Source organism: Streptomyces sp. CNS606, from assembly GCF_000426325.1.
The window spans coordinates 297,339-313,989 of sequence record NZ_KE384521.1 but is presented as its reverse complement, the minus strand read 5'-3'; the positions used below and the strand labels follow the sequence as shown (position 1 = coordinate 313,989).

Here is a 16,651-nt window from a genome sequence, read left to right as displayed (position 1 = left end):
GCACAGGAGCGGGAGCCGGACGAGGTGCAGGCGGCGCCGAAGCCGGCGGCCGCCGAGCCGACGGGTGTGGATCTGGCCCGCGTGGCGCTGCGGGCGGCGAAGGAGCAGGCGAAGGCCCGTGGCGCGGCGGCGCAGCAGCGGAAGCAGGGCCGCCGGGGCGGTGTGCGGTCGGGCGCGGGGCGGGACGGCCGGGACCCGATGTCGCTGGGGCGTGCGGTGAGTTCCCTGATCACCGAGCGGGGCTGGGAAGCGCCGGCGGCGGTGGGCGGGGTGATGGGCCGCTGGCCGCAGCTGGTGGGGCCGCAGGTGGCGCAGCACTGCGAGCCGGTGCGGTACGACGAGGAGGAGCGCGCGCTGCTGGTGGCGTGCGATTCGACGGCGTGGGCGACGCAGTTGCGGTTGCTGGCGCCGAGTCTGGTGGCGCGGTTGAACGAGGATCTCGGGCACGGCACCGTGCGCGTGATCAAGGTGCGGGGGCCTCAGGCGCCTGCGCCGCGGTACGGGCCGCTGCGCGCTCCGGGGAGTCGTGGGCCGCGTGACACCTACGGATAGGTGTGCGTGACCACGCGTGCGCGCGGGCGTGCGCATGCGCGTGTGGGGCGGGTCTGCGCGCGGGTGGGGAGGCGGGTGTGCGGGGCTGCGACGGCCGGTGACGGCCCGAAGCGCTGAGTGCCGCTGTGAGCCTTCCGGCCCCCCGGTCCGCATATGGGGAGTCGCCGGATGGCGATTGAGGGCGGCACGTGGGAACTCAGGCACCGGCAAACCACCATTCATGTCCGAGCCACCGGTACACTGGAGGGCAAGCCGCCCCGTTGCGGAAATCGTCGAACATCGCAGCCGCTCCGCCATGCCCCGGAGACGGCCTGTGCTGTGCCAGAAAGGGCGCTTCGTGGCCGATCCCGGCAAGGAGAACCAGAGCAACACGTCCGAGACCGGCGCCGTGGAGGAGATCCCGGCGGCCGGGCCCAGTGAGGGGCCCGGTTCGCCGTCGTACGACGCGAGTGCGATCACCGTCCTGGAGGGCCTGGACGCGGTCCGTAAGCGTCCGGGCATGTACATCGGCTCGACCGGTGAACGTGGTCTGCATCACCTCGTGCAGGAGGTCGTCGACAACTCGGTCGACGAGGCGCTGGCGGGTCATGCGGACACCATCGACGTGACGCTGCTCGCCGACGGCGGTGTGCGGGTCGTCGACAACGGGCGCGGCATCCCGGTCGGCATCGTGCCGTCGGAGGGGAAGCCGGCCGTGGAGGTCGTGCTCACGGTGCTGCACGCGGGCGGCAAGTTCGGGGGCGGCGGGTACGCGGTCTCCGGCGGTCTGCACGGTGTGGGCGTGTCGGTGGTGAACGCGCTGTCCACGAAGGTCGCGGTCGAGGTCCGGACGGACGGCTACCGCTGGACGCAGGACTACAAGCTGGGTCTGCCCACCGCGCCGCTGCAGAAGAACGAGGCGACGGAGGAGACCGGTACCTCGGTCACCTTCTGGGCCGACGGGGACATCTTCGAGACGACGGACTACTCGTTCGAGACGCTGGCCCGGCGTTTCCAGGAGATGGCCTTCCTCAACAAGGGTGTGACGATCTCGCTGCGCGACGAGCGCAAGGAGCACGTCGACGAGGAGGGCAACCAGAACGCCGTCCGGTACCACTACGAGGGCGGCATCGCGGACTTCGTGAAGCACCTGAACTCGCGCAAGGGCGAGCCGGTGCATCCGACGATCATCGAGTTCGAGGCGGAGGACGCGGAGCGTCAGCTGTCCCTCGACATCGCGATGCAGTGGAACAGCCAGTACAGCGAGGGTGTGTACTCCTTCGCGAACGTCATCCACACGCACGAGGGCGGTACGCACGAGGAGGGTTTCCGTGCGGCGATGACCGGTCTGATCAACCGGTACGCGCGGGACCGGAAGCTGCTGCGGGAGAAGGACGACAACCTCACGGGCGAGGACATCCGCGAGGGTCTGACGGCGATCATCTCGATCAAGCTGAGCGAGCCGCAGTTCGAGGGTCAGACGAAGACGAAGCTGGGCAACACGGAGGCGAAGACCTTCGTGCAGCGCATCGTGCACGAGCAGCTCACCGACTGGCTGGACCGGAACCCGAACGAGGCCGCGGACATCATCCGCAAGGGCATCCAGGCGGCGACGGCGCGGGTGGCGGCGCGCAAGGCGCGCGACCTGACCCGTCGCAAGGGTCTGCTGGAGACGGCGTCGCTGCCGGGCAAGCTGTCGGACTGCCAGTCCAACGACCCGGCCAAGTGCGAGATCTTCATCGTGGAGGGCGACTCCGCGGGCGGCAGCGCGAAGTCGGGCCGCGACCCGCAGTACCAGGCGATCCTCCCGATCCGCGGCAAGATCCTCAACGTGGAGAAGGCGCGCATCGACAAGGTGCTGCAGAACGCCGAGGTGCAGGCGCTGATCTCGGCGTTCGGTACCGGCATCCACGAGGACTTCGACATCAGCAGGCTCCGCTATCACAAGATCATCCTGATGGCGGACGCCGACGTCGACGGCCAGCACATCAACACGCTGCTGCTGACGCTGCTGTTCCGCTTCATGCGGCCGCTGGTCGAGGAGAACCACGTCTTCCTGTCGCAGCCGCCGCTCTACAAGATCAAGTGGGGCCGGGACGAGCACCAGTACGCGTACTCCGACCGGGAGCGCGACAAGCTGATCCAGCTCGGCCGCGAGCAGGGCAAGCGGATCAAGGACGACTCGATCCAGCGCTTCAAGGGTCTGGGCGAGATGAACGCCGAGGAGCTGCGGGTGACCACCATGGACCAGGACCACCGCGTCCTGCGCCAGGTCACGCTGGACGACGCGGCCGCGGCCGACGACCTGTTCTCGATCCTGATGGGCGAGGACGTGGAGGCGCGGAGGTCGTTCATCCAGCGCAACGCCAAGGACGTCCGCTTCCTCGACATCTGAGTCGGCCGGATCCGGCCGGATCCGGCTGTCTCCCCTCCTCATCCCGCGCCGTAGCTAGTTAAGGACTGACTTCGAAGCATGGCCGACGAGAATCTTCCTCCCGAGCCGCACAACCTGCCCGTGGAGAGCGCGATCGTCGACGAGACCGCCGGAGCCCGTGTGGAGCCGGTGAGCCTCGAGACGGAGATGCAGCGCTCCTACCTCGACTACGCGATGAGCGTGATCGTGTCGCGTGCGCTGCCCGACGTGCGCGACGGCCTGAAGCCGGTGCACCGGCGGGTGCTGTACGCGATGTACGACGGCGGCTACCGGCCGGAGCGCGGCTTCTACAAGTGCGCCCGCGTGGTGGGCGACGTGATGGGCACCTACCACCCGCACGGTGACACCTCGATCTACGACGCCCTGGTCCGCCTGGCGCAGACCTGGTCGATGCGGATGCCGCTGGTCGACTCGAACGGCAACTTCGGTTCGCCGGGCAACGACCCGGCCGCGGCCATGCGGTACACCGAGTGCAAGATGGCGCCGCTGGCCATGGAGATGCTCCGGGACATCGACGAGGAGACCGTCGACTTCCAGGACAACTACGACGGCCGCAACCAGGAGCCGACGGTGCTGCCGTCGCGTTTCCCGAACCTGCTGATCAACGGCAGCGCCGGCATCGCGGTCGGCATGGCGACGAACATCCCGCCGCACAACCTGCGGGAGGTCGCCTCGGGTGCGCGGTGGTACCTGGAGAACCCGGAGGCGAGCAACGAGGAGCTGCTCGAGGCGCTGATCGAGCGGATCAAGGGCCCGGACTTCCCGAGCGGCGCGCTGGTGGTGGGCCGCAGGGGCATCGAGGAGGCGTACCGCACCGGGCGGGGCTCGATCACGATGCGCGCGGTGGTCGAGGTGGAGGAGATCCAGGGCCGGCAGTGCCTGGTGGTCACCGAGCTGCCGTACCAGGTGAACCCGGACAACCTGGCGCTGAAGATCGCCGACCTGGTGAAGGACGGCCGGGTGGGCGGCATCGCCGACGTCCGGGACGAGACGTCCTCCCGCACCGGGCAGCGCCTGGTCATCGTGCTGAAGCGGGACGCGGTCGCGAAGGTCGTACTGAACAACCTGTACAAGCACACCGATCTGCAGACCAACTTCAGCGCCAACATGCTGGCGCTGGTCGAGGGTGTGCCGCGCACCCTGTCGCTGGACGCGTTCATCCGGCACTGGGTGGCGCACCAGATCGACGTGATCGTGCGGCGCACCCGGTACCGGCTGCGGAAGGCCGAGGAGCGGGCGCACATCCTGCGCGGTCTGCTGAAGGCGCTGGACGCGATCGACGAGGTCATCGCGCTGATCCGCCGCAGCCAGACCGTGGACGAGGCGCGCGGCGGCCTGATGGACCTGCTGCGCATCGACGAGATCCAGGCGAACGCGATCCTGGAGATGCAGCTGCGCCGGCTGGCCGCGCTGGAGCGGCAGAAGATCACCACCGAGCACGACGAACTCCAGGCGAAGATCGACGAATACAACGCGATCCTGGCCTCGCCGGCCCGGCAGCGCGAGATCATCGGTGCCGAACTCACCGCGATCGTCGACAAGTACGGCAACGACCGCCGTACTCAGCTGGTGCCCTTCGAGGGCGACATGTCCATCGAGGACCTGATCGCCGAGGAGGACATCGTCGTCACGATCACGCGTGGCGGCTACGTCAAGCGGACGAAGACCGACGACTACCGGGCGCAGAAGCGTGGCGGCAAGGGCGTGCGCGGCACGAAGCTGCGCGAGGACGACATCGTCGACCACTTCTTCGTCTCCACCACGCACCACTGGCTGCTGTTCTTCACCAACAAGGGCCGGGTGTACCGGGCGAAGGCGTACGAGCTCCCCGACGCCGGGCGGGACGCGCGCGGCCAGCACGTGGCGAACCTGCTCGCCTTCCAGCCGGACGAGCAGATCGCGGAGATCCTGGCGATCCGCGACTACGAGGCGGTGCCCTACCTGGTGCTGGCCACCAAGTCGGGCCTGGTGAAGAAGACTCCGCTGAAGGACTACGACTCGCCGCGCTCCGGCGGCGTCATCGCCGTCAACCTGCGGCAGATGGACGACGGCCGGGACGACGAACTGATCGGCGCCGAGCTGGTCTCCCCGGACGACGACCTGCTGCTGGTCAGCAAGAAGGCGCAGTCGATCCGCTTCACGGCGAGCGACGACACGCTGCGGCCGATGGGCCGGGCGACGTCCGGTGTGAAGGGCATGAGCTTCCGCGAGGGCGACGAACTGCTCTCGATGAACGTCGTGCGGGCCGGTACCTTCGTCTTCACCGCCACCGACGGCGGGTACGGGAAGCGCACGTCGGTGGACGACTACCGCGTCCAGGGGCGCGGCGGTCTGGGCATCAAGGCGGCGAAGATCGTGGAGGACCGCGGTGAGCTGGTCGGTGCGCTGGTGGTCGAGGAGAGCGACGAGATCCTGGCCATCACGCGCAGCGGAGGCGTGATCCGTACCCGCGTGAGCGAGGTGCGGGAGACCGGGCGTGACACCATGGGCGTCTCCCTGATCAACCTGGGCAAGCGCGACGCCGTCGTGGGTATGGCGCGCAACGCCGAGGCCGGTCGGGAGGCCGAGGAGGTCGAGGCCGTGGTCGACGCCGCCGTGGAGGCCGCGGCCGCCGCGGCCGCCGGAACCGGCGAGTCCCCGGCCGATGGCCCGGCCGGTTCCCCGGCCACGTCGAACGACGAGGAGTAAGGCGTGAGTGGTGCCCAGCCCCAGCAGGCGTATCCTCAGCAACCCTCGCAGGCCCCGCCGGGTCCGCAGCCGCAGGCTCAGCCGCATCACCCGCCGCGGGCGTACGACGCCCCGGCGGGGGCGGAGGACGGCGGCACCGGGGGTGGCGGAGAGGGCGTCGGCGTCCTGCGCAAGCCCCGCACGGGCGCACGTACGGTCCCGCGCACGCGCAAGGCGCGGCTGCGGGTGGCCAAGCTGGACCCGTGGTCGGTGATGAAGGTCAGCTTCCTGCTGGCCATCGCCCTGGGGCTGTGCACCGTGGTCGCGGTCGCCGTGCTGTGGATGGTCATGGACGCGATGGGCGTCTTCGCGGCGGTGGGCGGCACCATAAGCGAGGCCACCTCCAGCGACGGGTCCGACGGGTTCGACCTCCAGGGCTTTCTGTCGCTGCCGCGGGTGCTGACGTTCACCGGCGTCGTGGCCCTCATCGACGTCGTCCTGATGACGGCGCTGGCCACGCTGGGCGCGTTCATCTACAACCTGTCGGCGGGCTTCGTCGGCGGCGTCGAGGTGACCCTCGCCGAGGACGAGTGACCCGCCGCCGTCGCGGCACCGGCCCGGCCCCGGAACCGATTTTGGGGCACGGCCCACAGTGCGCTAATCTTTCCGTGCAGCGCGGGGCTATAGCTCAGATGGTTAGAGCGCATCCCTGATAAGGATGAGGCCACAGGTTCAAGTCCTGTTAGCCCCACCGCGACGTCGGAAGGCCCGGCACCTCCCCGGAGGTGCCGGGCCTTCCGTGTCGTGTGCCCGGTGAAAGGCGTGGTGGCCGGGCGTAGCGGCGGGAGGTGGGCCACGGCGGGTGTTCGCGCCGGTGCGGGGGTCGGTGTGGGTATCATCGGGCGCCAGAAGGTCCCATACGTCTATGAAGGACGAGGTAGCGCGGTGAAGAAGCTTCTCCTGGTCGCACTGGCCGCCGTCGGCGGGCTCCTCGTGTACCGCCAGATCCAGGCGGACCGCGCCGAGCAGGATCTGTGGACGGAGGCGACCGACTCCGTGCCTGCAGGTACGAGCGTGTGACCCCACAGCAGTAGTCCGCGAGGCCCCGGGTGCGAAACCGCGCGCGGGGCCTCGTCGTCTACGCCCGCGAGACGCGGTGCGGGCGCGGGCGGGCGCGGGGCCGGAAAGTGGTGAGCGAGATGCGGGGGCGTGGTGTGGTGAGACGGGGAACCACCGGGCGGGTGGCGGGGCGTGCCGTCCCGCGGGCCCTCGCGACCGCGGTCGTGCTGGGAGTGGCGGCGGGCCTTCCGGGCGGTGCGGCCGTCGCGGACGCGGGCGACGTGCCGGCGTACCGCACGGCGGAGGACGCACAGGCGGTGGACGGGGCGCGGAGCAGCGCCGACGGCCCGCGGCTGACGTCCGGCCGGATCTACACCGACGACATCGGTCCGGGCGAGGAGAAGTACTACACCGTCGAGTTGGACGCGGAGTCGCAGCCCCGGATCTCGGTCACGGCGCTGCCGGAGGCGGGTTCGGAGGTGGCCTACGGCGACGGCGTCAGCGTGCTGCTGGAGGGAGCCGACGGCACGTCCTGCGGCGAGGGCGAAGCCGACTTCGGCAGCGACGGCGCCGCCCGTCCCATCGCGGCCTGGGTCGCCCGTGTCACCGAGCCGGACGGCGCGTGCCAGTCCGCCGGCGTCTACAACCTCTCGGTGACCCGGGAGAGCGACCCGGCCTCCGGCCAGGCCGCGTGGCCGGTCGAGCTGCGTCTGATGAGCGAGCCGGGCCTGACCAGCCTGACCTCGACCGAGGCGCCCGACACCGACGACCTGCCGACCGAGCCGCCCGGCCTGCCGACCGGCACGGCGCGGCGGCTCGAGGGCGGCACGGGTTTCAACGACGCGGCCGGCATGGGCGAGGGCGTGTGGAAGGACCGGCTGCGGCCGGGCGGGACCCGTTTCTACCGGGTGCCGGTCGACTGGGGCCAGTCGCTCGCGCTGAGCGCGGAGTTCGGCACGGCGAAGACCGGCGACGAGACCGCGTACACCTCGGACGGCGTGCAGGTCGCCGTGTACAACCCGGCGCGCGGCTACGTGACCGGCGAGGGCGCCATGTACGAGGCGGACGCCCCCGCGGCCGTGCCGGTCCGCACGCCGCCGGCGGTGTACGGGCACCGGTACGCGTACGACGACGAGGTGGCCGCGGCGTCCGTCGCCGGCTGGTACTACGTCGCGGTGCACGCGCACGCCGACCTCGGCCGTTTCGTGGACGGCACGGTGCCGGTGACGCTGCGCACCGAACTCGTCGGGAAGCCGGGCGACGCCCCGGACTACGCCGGAGATCCCGTCGCGGCGGGCTTCGGGGTGAGCGACGCCGACCGGGACCAGGCGGAGGAGGGGCTGACGCCGCAGGCGGCGCGGCGCAGCGACACCCTGACGGTGGTCGGCTGGTCCGGCGTGGGCACCGGCACGCTGCTGCTGGCCGGGCTGGCCCTGTGGTGGGGCCTCGCACGCCGGTCCGCGGGCGGGTCTGCGGGATGGTCTGAGGGCGCGCCCGCGGCGGGTTTCGGCGCGCCACCCCCGCAGCGCCGCTGACCGGCGGGAACACCGGCCGGTCGCCCGTGGAAGCGTCCGCCCACCGAGCCCTGCGCGGGCGCTCAGGCGGCGGCGAGAGCCCAGACGCCCACGGCCAGGCACACCAGGGCCACCAGCAGCACCGGCACCGCGATCTTCGCGGGCGGCCCCGGCCGTCGTACGGGTGTACCCGGCCGTTGGGCGGCCGGTCCCGCTGCGGGTGGTGCGGGCGGGGCCGTGGGGCCGGAGGCCGGGTGCGGTGCGCCGTACCCGGCGGTGAGCGTCGGGCTGTGCGCGAGCGTCGGCGGCGCAGCCGGCCGGGGCGGCGCGAGGTGGTAGCTCCCGGTGTCCGAGGCCGTGCCCGATGCCGTGTCCGAGGCCGTGCCCGCGCCGGGATCGTTCGCCGTCTGCCGGGCCCTCCGGGGGCCGTCCGGCCCGAACCCCTCCGGCAGCGGGCCGAGATGATCCCGCACCTCCACCGCGCCCGCACCGCCGTCGCCCAGCACCTCCGCCGCGCCCGCCAGGGCCTTCCGGGCGCCTGTGGCCGTACGGAAACGGTCCTGCGGGTCCGGGTGCAGCAGCGTCCCCACGACCTGCCACAGCGGTTCCGGCACCCGCGCCGGTGCGGGCGGCATGCCGCCCGCCCGCTCGTAGTCGTCCAGCAGCGCGAACGCGTCCGGCTTCTCCCCCGTCAGCAGGTAGAGCGCGACGAGTCCGACGGCGTACAGGTCCGCGGTGAAGTCCGGTTCGGCGCCCTGCATCTGCTCGGGTGCGAAGTAGCCGGGCGTGCCCACGATGAAGTCGGCGTCGGTGAGGCGCGGCTCGCCCTTGCGCATGGAGATGCCGAAGTCGGACAGCCGCAGGCGCGGCCGCCCCGTCCCGGTGGGCTCCAGCAGGATGTTGGCGGGCTTGATGTCCCGGTGCACCACGTCCTCCGCGTGCACGGCGGCGAGCCCGGCCAGCAACTGGTCCAGCAGCACGCACACGTAGGCCGGGGGCAGCGGCCCGTAGTCGCCGATCAGGTGGGCCAGCGACCCGCCGCCCACCAGGTCCATGGTGAACAGCACCTTGTCGTCGTCCGCCGCCCAGCTCGCCGGGGCGAGCACGTGCGGGTGGTCGATGCGCAGCGCCTGTTCGCGGACGAAGCGCAGCAGCGCGTGCGCGTCCCGCTGCTGCAGCACCTTCGCCGCCACGTACCGCTGCCGCCGGTGGTCCCAGGCGCGCCACACCGCGCCCGCCCCGCCGCGGCCGATGGGGTCGACCAGTTCGTAGCGTCCCGCGAAGACCTCCCCCATGACTAGTTCGCGTGCTCCTCGTAGTGCTTGACGGCGTCCGCGGTGCGCCCGGCCCCGTAGACCCGCAGGAACTCCGCCAGTTCCGGGTGCCTGTCGGCCAGGGCGGCCGAGGCGTCGAGGATGTCGGCCGCGTCCGACACCGACCGCATCAGCGCCTGGATCTCCCGCACGATCCGCTTCACCGGCGTCTGCGAGGCGCCGGCCGCCCCGCCCTGGACCGTGTTGTTCAGCACACTGCCCCCGGCGGTGCGCTTGATCTCCTCCATGCGCGCGGTGGCGTCCCCGGCGCTGATGTCGCCGCGGGCCACCTCGCCGGCGAGCTCCTGGAGGGCCTGCACCCGCTGCACCACCGCGGGATTGCCGATCTTCGCCCGCTGTCCGCTCATGAGCTGCGACAGCATGGGAGCGGACAGGCCCAGCACGGTCGCGAGGCGCGCCTGGTTGAGCCCGAGGTCGTCGATGAGCCGCCGGAACAGCGTCCCCAGCGGTTCCCCGTACCACTGGCTCTGCAGTTCCCGCGCTCTGGCGGCCGCTTCCTGCTGTGCTGCGTCCATGTGCCTCTCCCCGAGAACTCCCTGCGGACCTTCGCTGGCGCGAACTTGCGGTGCATCCTACGGAGGGTGATGGCCGTGGGGCGATACCCGGTCGGAATCTCCTGCCGCGACCCGGTACGCTGTTCTCCAGCGGGGCCTTAGCTCAGTTGGTAGAGCGCCGTCTTTGCATGGCGGATGTCAGGAGTTCGACTCTCCTAGGCTCCACCGCAGCCGATCAGCGCGTCTCCCCTTCCGGGAGGCGCGCTGATCGCGTTCACGGCCCTGCCGCGCTCCTCCGGCCGGGTGTTCAGAGCTTGCGGAGGCGGATGCGGCGGACGGTGTGGTCGGGGGCCTTGTGGAGGACGAGGGTGGCGCGGCCGCGGGTGGGGACGATGTTCTGGCGGAGGTTGGGCTCGTTGACGGTGGCCCAGGTGTCGCGGGCGTAGGCGAGGGCCTCGGCTTCGCTGACGCGCGTGTAGGTGCGGAAGTACGAGGCGGGATCGCGGAACGCGGTGGCGCGCAGGGCGCGGAAGCGCTCCAGGTACCAGCGGCGGATGTCCTCGGTGCGGGCGTCGACGTAGACGGAGAAGTCGAAGTGGTCACTGAGGGCGAGCCGGGTGCGGCCGTCCTTGCCGGGAAGCGCGGGCTGCAGGACGTTGAGGCCCTCGACCACGAGGATGTCCGGCCGCCGCACGACGAGGCGTTCGCCGGGGACGATGTCGTAGGCGAGGTGCGAGTAGACGGGCGCGGAGACCTCCGGCAGCCCGGACTTGACGTCCGCGACGAAGCGGGTGAGGGCGCGGCGGTCGTAGGACTCGGGGAAGCCCTTGCGGCGCAGCAGGCCGCGCCGCTCCAGCTCCGCGTTGGGGTACAGGAAGCCGTCGGTGGTGACGAGGGCGACGTGCGGGTGTTCCGGGCGGCGGGCCAGGAGAGCCTGCAGGAGCCGGGAGACGGTGGACTTGCCCACGGCGACGCTGCCGGCCACGCCGATGACGAACGGTGTGCCGGGCTGTGCCCCGCCGCCGCCCGGGCCGTCGCCGAGGAAGGTGTTGAGCGCGTTCCGCAGGCCGTGGGTGGCGCCGACGTACAGGTTCAGCAGCCGGGACAGCGGCAGGTAGACGTCCCGTACCTCGTCGAGGTCGATGACGTCGCCGAGGCCGCGCAGGGCCTCCACCTCGTCGGCGGTGAGCGGCAGCGGCGTCGTGCCCGGCGTCGCCCCCGGGTCGCGGGTGGGAGGCACACCCCTGCGCAGGGCGCTCCACTCGGCGCGGGACAGGTCGACGTACGGGGAGGGCGTGGCGGTTCTGGTCGGCACCGACCCATTGTGCGGCGGGGGCGGCGGCGGCCGTCGAACGGGTGTCCGCCGGACCCGCGCGCGCCGGCGCCGCTCCGCGCTACGCGGTGGCGCGCCCCGGCTGGAACGCGCTCTCCAGGCGCACGCACTCGACGATGCTGACGGCGGCCGCGGCGGCCCCGTAGTTGGTGTGGCCCTTGCGGCGGTGGATCTCGCGGCCGCGGGCGTGCCTGAAGTCGGCCAGTTCGCGCTTCATCGCGGCGAAGTCGACGTCCGGGTCCAGGGGGGAAGTCCGCGAGCCGCACGCCGCCGACATGGGCGGAGGACCAGGCGCAGAAGGAGCAGTCGCCGTGCTCGCCGACCATGCACGCGTGCACGTTGCGGTGGTCGACGCCGGGACGGCGGGCGAGGGCGTACTTGAGCCGGGCGGTGTCGTTGACGGTGCCGCTGCCGATCACGGAGCCGGGCGGGCGCCGCGTGCAGTCCCGCGCGATGCGGGTGAGCAGGTCGAGGGGGTTGGTGACGAGGAGGACGACGGCGTCCGGGGCGGCCTCGTCCCAGCCCGGCCATGAGGGAGCGGACGACGGGGGCGTTGCGGCCGCACAGTTCCAGACGGCTCTGCCCGGCGGGCATGGTGGGTCCGGCGGCGAGGACGATCACGGCGGCGCCCAGGTGGCCCGCGCCGACGAGGCCCACCTTCGCCCGTGGCCGTGCGTCACCCATGGCATGCCCCTTCCGGGTCCGGCCCAGGCTGCCCGACGGGTCCACCTCAGGCTACGTCCGCGCCTGCGGCGCCGCAGGCGCGGACGAAGGGGGCGAGGGGAGGGCGAGGAAACCCGGAGCGTGTCCCGCACGTCACAGGGGCGACGACCGCGACGGAGGAGGCGCCCATGGGACGGGAAGCGGCGAGAGGGCGACGGCGGGGCGCGGCGCTCGTGGCCGCCGGCGCCCTGGTGGCGGGATCGGTGCTGCTGGCGACGTCGGGGGACGGAGCGGCGGACGACCGCTACCGCGGCTGCGACGGCGCCGACGCGAACTACGACGCCATGTACCCGGACTTCCCCGCCGACTCCGCGCAGCAGTGGCTCTCCTACGGCGACCACGTCGCCGTCTTCCACCCGCGGCCGGGCAGCGAACGGCGGGCGCGGGGCGTCGACGCGCCGCGCAGCGCGGTGCTCGTCGTGGACGAGGTGCTGCACAGCCGCGAGGGGGCGAAGCCGCTGCCGGACTCCTTCCGCGCCGTGCTGTGGGAGGTGCCCTGCGACTCCCGGGTCCAGCCCGGGCACACCTACCTGGGCCTGCTCGTGTTCGACGCGGTCCGCGGCGAACCGGCCGCGTGGCGGCCGGTGCACGGAGGTGGCCTGCTCCCCTACGACGGGGAGTCCATCGGCACCGGGGAGATCGAGGGCAGGGTGGGTGAGACGCCCGCCGAGGAGCGGTCGCCGTTCGGCCTGGAGAAGCAGATGCACGGCGAGCACGCCGGGACGCTGCAGAGCCTGCTGGAGGTGACCGAGCCGTACGCGCTCGCCGCCCGGCACCCGGACCTGTCCCCCGGTGAACGTCACCAGCTGGTGTACCGGGCCCGCACCGGCGCGCGCTGACCACGCGCGCGGACGCGGAGCGGGCTCAGACCGGCACGGTGGTGTCCGGGAAGGAGTGGTGCTCGTGCGCGACGACCCACCGCCCGTCGTCCCGGCGCAGGCCGATGGTCAGCCGCAGCCGGTTCCGCGGGTTCTCCGCCAGCTCCTCGGGCATGCCGCAGCGCAGCAGGGCGTGTGCCCAGGCGACGTCCTCGCCCGCGGTCAAGTCGAGGTCGGTGATCTCGAACGCCGCGCCCTGCGCCTGCCAGTCGAAGAACGGCGGCCAGGTGTCGCGGTAGGCGTCGATGCCGCGGGCGCCCTCGTACGGCGGCGGCACGTCGTACATCACGATGTCGTCGCTGTGGTCGGCGAGCACGGCCGGCAGGTCGCCGCGGTGCACGGCCGCCGCCCATCGCTCGATCAGCCCGCGGATCTCCTCGCGGTCGCGTTCCGGGTCCCGGTGCATGGCCGGCTCCTTCCGTGGTGCGCCGACGGCTTCCACAGGGGTGGACCCCGGCGCGCCCCGGAACTCATCGCGGCTCATCGCGCCGGGTTCGCGCCGGTTCGGTGGGAAGGGCACGCGGGGTGCGGGTGCCGGTCAGCCCCGCTGGTCGTCCTTCGGCTCCTCGGCGACCTCGCGCAGCCGCCGGTCGGTGCGGCCCGTATGCGCCTCGGTGCGGTGGCCGCGCGCGATGTAGTCGCGGACGACGGCCTCCACGGCGTCCTGCGGGGAGTTCACCCCGGCCAGGACCATGACCTCGACGGCCAGCTCCGCGTCGAGACTGACGGTGACTTTCGCCATGAACAACCCCCCAGGTGGTCGGAATTCGACTGTAGGCGGCCGACGGGCACCCTGCCCAGAGGGCGTCCCGCGCACGCCGCGGGGCGGGACCGGCACGGCGCCGGTCCCGCCCCGCGGGAGGGGGATCACCGCGTCAGCGGGCGTCCTCGTCGCGCTGCTTGGCCTCGACCTCCGGGTCGAGTACCGCACGGTCCGCCTCGTCCATCGTGGCCATCTCCTCGTCGATGACCTCGGTGGGCGGCGGCGGCTCGACCAGCCAGTCGGGGTTGGCCTGCTTGTCCCACCAGCGCCAGGCGGCGTACGCGCCGCCGGCCAGCAGGCCGAGCACGGCCAGCCGCTTGGCGAACCGGCCCGCGCCGGCCCGGCGGGAGCGGCGGCGGGCGAGCTTCTCGATGTCGCGGGCGCTCACCCCGTAGCGCACGGCGGCGAAGGCCGCCGTGCTGCGGGAGGCGGCCTCGCGGCCCGCCGGGGCGGCGGCCGCGCGGGCCTGCTCCAGGTGCGGCCTGGCGTAGTCGTTCGCCTGCTGCGCCGCCTTCCGGGTGCGCTTCGCGGCGTGGGTGGCGGCCTTGTCGACCTCCGGTGGCAGGGACTTGCGCGCCTTGGCCAGCCGCGGCACCACGTGTGCGTCGTAGTTGTCCCGGGCCGCGCTGCGTGCCTGATGTGCTGCGGACGACACCCTGGGGCCCAGGTACGCGCCCGCTTCGTGCGCGTAGTGGGAGGCGTTGTCCCGGGCACTCTCCGCGTAGGGCGCCACCGCCTCCGCGGCGTGCCGCACGCTCTCGATGGCGCTGTCGGCTGCGGCGCGGGCGCTGTCGATGCGGGTCACTTCTCCTCCTCGGTGGCGTGTTCAGGGCCCCGCCGGATCCGCTGCCGCCTCCGCCGGGGAGGCGCCGCGGTGTCCCGGGCCCTGAAGGAACGGCACTGTTTCGCCTTCCACTCGTAGCCAGGATCATGCCTGGCTACCGGCTGCGAAGCACGTACGGACGCGCCATTGGGGGTATGTGTGCCCGCGGGGCGCGCTGGAGCGCGCCGGACCGGGCCGGGCGGGACGCGGGCGGCGACCGGGGCGGGGACGCGTCCGTACGGCGGGGACCGCGGGCGTGGGAGGATCGGGGCAGAGTCGATTCGTACAGATGGAAGGTAGATCGTGGCTGAGCAGCTTTACGCCACCCTGAAGACCAACCAGGGCGACATCGTGGTGCGTCTCTTCCCGGACCACGCTCCGAAGACGGTCAAGAACTTCACGGAGCTCGCCGAGGGCGCGCGCGAGTGGACGCACCCGGAGACCGGTCAGAAGACCACCGACCGTCTGTACGACGGCACCGTCTTCCACCGGGTGATCAGCGGGTTCATGATCCAGGGCGGCGACCCGCTGGGCAACGGAACCGGCGGCCCGGGTTACGAGTTCGGTGACGAGTTCCACCCGGACCTGTCCTTCGACCGGCCCTACCTGCTGGCGATGGCGAACGCCGGCCCGGGCACCAACGGTTCGCAGTTCTTCGTCACCGTCGCGCCGACGGCCTGGCTGACCGGCAAGCACACCATCTTCGGCGAGGTCGCCGACGAGGCCGGCAAGAAGGTCGTGGACGCGATCGGCAGCACCCAGACCAACCCGCGCACCGACCGCCCGGTCCAGGACGTGGTCATCGAGTCGGTGGTCATCGAGCGCCGCTGACGCGGGTCGCGCACGCACACACGCCCGGCAGCGCCGGGAACCGTTCCGCCCCGCCGTCCGTACACCAGGACAGCGGGGCGGGGCATTCTGTAGGGGAGAGGGAGCGGAGCGCCCATGGATCGGCAGCACGGGTCGGAGCACGAGCCGGAACACCGTTCGGAGCACGTGCCGGCCGTCACCTGCTACCGGCATCCGGACCGGGAGACGGGCATCCGCTGCACGCGGTGCGACCGGCCGATCTGCCCGGACTGCATGATCTCCGCCTCCGTCGGATACCAGTGCCCCCAGTGCGTGCGCGGCGGCTCCGGCACCGGACACAAGCCGGGGGCGAACCGGCCGCGGACCCTGGCCGGCGGCGCGGTCGCCGGGGACACCTGGCTGGTCACCAAGATCCTTCTGGGGATCAACCTGGCCGTCTTCGTCGCGGTCCTGGCCGTGGGCAGGCCGCTCACCGACGAGCTGCTGCTCTTCGGGCGGGCCACCACCGAGGCGTACGGGCCGCTGGAGGGCGTCGCGGAGGGGCAGTGGTACCGGCTGCTGACCTCGGCGTTCGCGCACCAGGAGTTCTGGCACGTCGGCATGAACATGCTGGCGCTGTGGATTCTGGGCCCGCAGGTGGAGGCCGCGCTGGGCCGTGGCCGCTATCTCGCGCTGTACCTGCTGTCCGCCGTCGGCGGCAGCGTCCTCGCGTACGTGGTGTCCGATCCGCAGCAGGCGTCGCTCGGCGCCTCGGGCGCCATCTACGGCCTGTTCGGTGCGATGGCCGTGCTGGTCAGGCGGCTCCGGTACGACATGCGGCCGATCCTGATCCTGCTGGCCGTCAATCTGATCTTCACCTTCACCGTGGCGTCGATCTCCTGGCAGGCACACGTCGGCGGGCTGGTCGTCGGCGCGGTGATCGCGTACGCCATGGTGCACGCCCCGCGGGAACGCCGCGCGCTGGTGCAGTGGGGGGCGTGCGGGGCGGTGCTCGCGCTGGAGCTCGTGGCGCTCGTGGCGCGCACGGCGGTCCTCACCGGGTGAGAACACCGGGTGAGGGCGGGTGCGCGCCGCCCCCGCCACGCAAAGTTGTCCACAGGCGAGCGGGGATCTTGTGCATGAGTGAACCCCTACGGGTGCGGACTCGCGCAGACGTGCGTTTTCCCAGCGGGTTCAAGGTTTCCGGCCGACCGTCGACCAGCGGTGACAGTCGGACCGGCGTCAACCTCAGTTGAGTTATCCACAGATCGTCTGAACTTTACCCAGGCTGTGGATCACCCTGTGGATA

The 16,651-nt window shown here is 72.2% G+C and carries 16 protein-coding genes and 2 tRNA genes; 11 read left to right on the top strand and 7 right to left on the bottom strand.

The genetic code is table 11. The annotated features are described in order from the left end of the window. Positions 1 to 24: 24 nt before the first annotated feature. The 7 genes from K304_RS0122080 (at position 25) to K304_RS30650 (ending at position 8,226) form a co-directional block, all read left to right on the top strand. Entirely contained in the window at positions 25 to 552 is a 528-nt protein-coding gene (locus K304_RS0122080; protein WP_027765484.1) for a DciA family protein, read from the top strand. 313 nt (positions 553 to 865) lie between these two features. After that, entirely contained in the window at positions 866 to 2,926 is a 2,061-nt protein-coding gene (gene gyrB / locus K304_RS0122075; protein WP_027765483.1) for a DNA topoisomerase (ATP-hydrolyzing) subunit B, read from the top strand. Between the two features lie 78 nt (positions 2,927 to 3,004). Further along, positions 3,005 to 5,653, top strand: coding sequence for a DNA gyrase subunit A (gene gyrA / locus K304_RS0122070; protein ID WP_027765482.1), 2,649 nt, complete (start codon positions 3,005 to 3,007; stop codon positions 5,651 to 5,653). 3 nt (positions 5,654 to 5,656) lie between these two features. Further along, entirely contained in the window at positions 5,657 to 6,226 is a 570-nt protein-coding gene (locus tag K304_RS30655) for a DUF3566 domain-containing protein (RefSeq protein WP_051308715.1), read from the top strand. 83 nt (positions 6,227 to 6,309) lie between these two features. Continuing rightward, a tRNA-Ile gene (locus K304_RS0122060) sits at positions 6,310 to 6,383 on the top strand. A 194-nt stretch (positions 6,384 to 6,577) separates the two neighbouring features. Continuing rightward, the gene (locus K304_RS32575) at positions 6,578 to 6,712 is read left to right on the top strand and encodes a DLW-39 family protein (RefSeq protein ID WP_023529481.1); all 135 of its coding nucleotides are present in this window, start codon (positions 6,578 to 6,580) and stop codon (positions 6,710 to 6,712) included. Between the two features lie 137 nt (positions 6,713 to 6,849). After that, entirely contained in the window at positions 6,850 to 8,226 is a 1,377-nt protein-coding gene (locus K304_RS30650) for a hypothetical protein (protein WP_158687409.1), read from the top strand. Positions 8,227 to 8,288: 62 nt separating this feature from the next. Here the strand turns inward: K304_RS30650 and K304_RS0122045 are convergent, their stop codons facing one another. Further along, positions 8,289 to 9,500, bottom strand: a complete 1,212-nt coding sequence (locus tag K304_RS0122045; RefSeq protein ID WP_027765481.1) for a serine/threonine-protein kinase — start codon at positions 9,498 to 9,500, stop codon at positions 8,289 to 8,291. 2 nt (positions 9,501 to 9,502) lie between these two features. Beyond that, on the bottom strand, positions 9,503 to 10,054 hold the full coding sequence (locus K304_RS0122040; protein ID WP_027765480.1) for a DNA-binding protein: 552 nt from the start codon (positions 10,052 to 10,054) through the stop codon (positions 9,503 to 9,505). Between the two features lie 131 nt (positions 10,055 to 10,185). Between K304_RS0122040 and K304_RS0122035 the strand changes: the two genes are divergently transcribed. After that, positions 10,186 to 10,258, top strand: a tRNA-Ala gene (locus K304_RS0122035). An 82-nt stretch (positions 10,259 to 10,340) separates the two neighbouring features. Here K304_RS0122035 and coaA read toward each other — a convergent pair. Next, entirely contained in the window at positions 10,341 to 11,348 is a 1,008-nt protein-coding gene (gene coaA, locus K304_RS0122030; protein ID WP_027765479.1) for a type I pantothenate kinase, read from the bottom strand. 79 nt (positions 11,349 to 11,427) lie between these two features. Then, a complete protein-coding gene (locus tag K304_RS0122025) occupies positions 11,428 to 11,643 on the bottom strand; it encodes a hypothetical protein (RefSeq protein ID WP_027765478.1) in 216 nt (71 codons plus the stop codon). A 574-nt stretch (positions 11,644 to 12,217) separates the two neighbouring features. On the opposite strand from K304_RS0122025, the gene K304_RS0122015 reads away from it, so the two are divergent. Then, positions 12,218 to 12,928 carry a hypothetical protein gene (locus K304_RS0122015; protein WP_158687408.1) on the top strand — a complete coding sequence of 237 codons (711 nt, stop codon included), beginning with the start codon at positions 12,218 to 12,220 and terminating at the stop codon, positions 12,926 to 12,928. A gap of 25 nt (positions 12,929 to 12,953) precedes the next feature. On the opposite strand, the gene K304_RS0122010 is transcribed toward K304_RS0122015, so the two are convergent. The 3 genes from K304_RS0122010 to K304_RS0122000 all read right to left on the bottom strand — a co-directional run bounded on the left by K304_RS0122010 (position 12,954) and on the right by K304_RS0122000 (position 14,535). Further along, complete coding sequence (locus K304_RS0122010) at positions 12,954 to 13,373, bottom strand: nuclear transport factor 2 family protein (protein ID WP_027765475.1); 420 nt, start codon at positions 13,371 to 13,373, stop codon at positions 12,954 to 12,956. A 132-nt stretch (positions 13,374 to 13,505) separates the two neighbouring features. After that, positions 13,506 to 13,709 (bottom strand): hypothetical protein, encoded by a 204-nt coding sequence (locus K304_RS0122005; RefSeq protein ID WP_027765474.1) that lies wholly within the window; start codon positions 13,707 to 13,709, stop codon positions 13,506 to 13,508. Between the two features lie 133 nt (positions 13,710 to 13,842). After that, a complete protein-coding gene (locus tag K304_RS0122000) occupies positions 13,843 to 14,535 on the bottom strand; it encodes a DUF5324 family protein (protein WP_027765473.1) in 693 nt (230 codons plus the stop codon). Positions 14,536 to 14,856: 321 nt separating this feature from the next. Here K304_RS0122000 and K304_RS0121995 point away from each other — a divergent pair, with 321 nt between their 5' ends. Together K304_RS0121995 and K304_RS0121990 are read left to right on the top strand one after the other, a co-directional pair. Next, a complete protein-coding gene (locus K304_RS0121995; RefSeq protein ID WP_027765472.1) occupies positions 14,857 to 15,384 on the top strand; it encodes a peptidylprolyl isomerase in 528 nt (175 codons plus the stop codon). Positions 15,385 to 15,498: 114 nt separating this feature from the next. Further along, positions 15,499 to 16,407: a rhomboid family intramembrane serine protease gene (locus tag K304_RS0121990; RefSeq protein WP_027765471.1), complete on the top strand. Its 909-nt coding sequence runs from the start codon at positions 15,499 to 15,501 to the stop codon at positions 16,405 to 16,407. Positions 16,408 to 16,651: the final 244 nt, after the last annotated feature.

Bases quoted from the DNA above. Each gene is read 5' to 3' on its own strand.
- K304_RS0122005 (WP_027765474.1), bottom strand. From the start codon at position 13,709: ATGGCGAAAGTCACCGTCAGTCTCGACGCGGAGCTGGCCGTCGAGGTC.
- gyrA (WP_027765482.1), top strand. From the start codon at position 3,005: ATGGCCGACGAGAATCTTCCTCCCGAGCCGCACAACCTGCCCGTGGAG.
- K304_RS0122015 (WP_158687408.1), top strand. From the start codon at position 12,218: ATGGGACGGGAAGCGGCGAGAGGGCGACGGCGGGGCGCGGCGCTCGTG.
- K304_RS0122040 (WP_027765480.1), bottom strand. From the start codon at position 10,054: ATGGACGCAGCACAGCAGGAAGCGGCCGCCAGAGCGCGGGAACTGCAG.
- K304_RS0121990 (WP_027765471.1), top strand. From the start codon at position 15,499: ATGGATCGGCAGCACGGGTCGGAGCACGAGCCGGAACACCGTTCGGAG.
- K304_RS0122025 (WP_027765478.1), bottom strand. From the start codon at position 11,643: ATGTCGGCGGCGTGCGGCTCGCGGACTTCCCCCCTGGACCCGGACGTC.
- K304_RS0122045 (WP_027765481.1), bottom strand. From the start codon at position 9,500: ATGGGGGAGGTCTTCGCGGGACGCTACGAACTGGTCGACCCCATCGGC.
- K304_RS0122010 (WP_027765475.1), bottom strand. From the start codon at position 13,373: ATGCACCGGGACCCGGAACGCGACCGCGAGGAGATCCGCGGGCTGATC.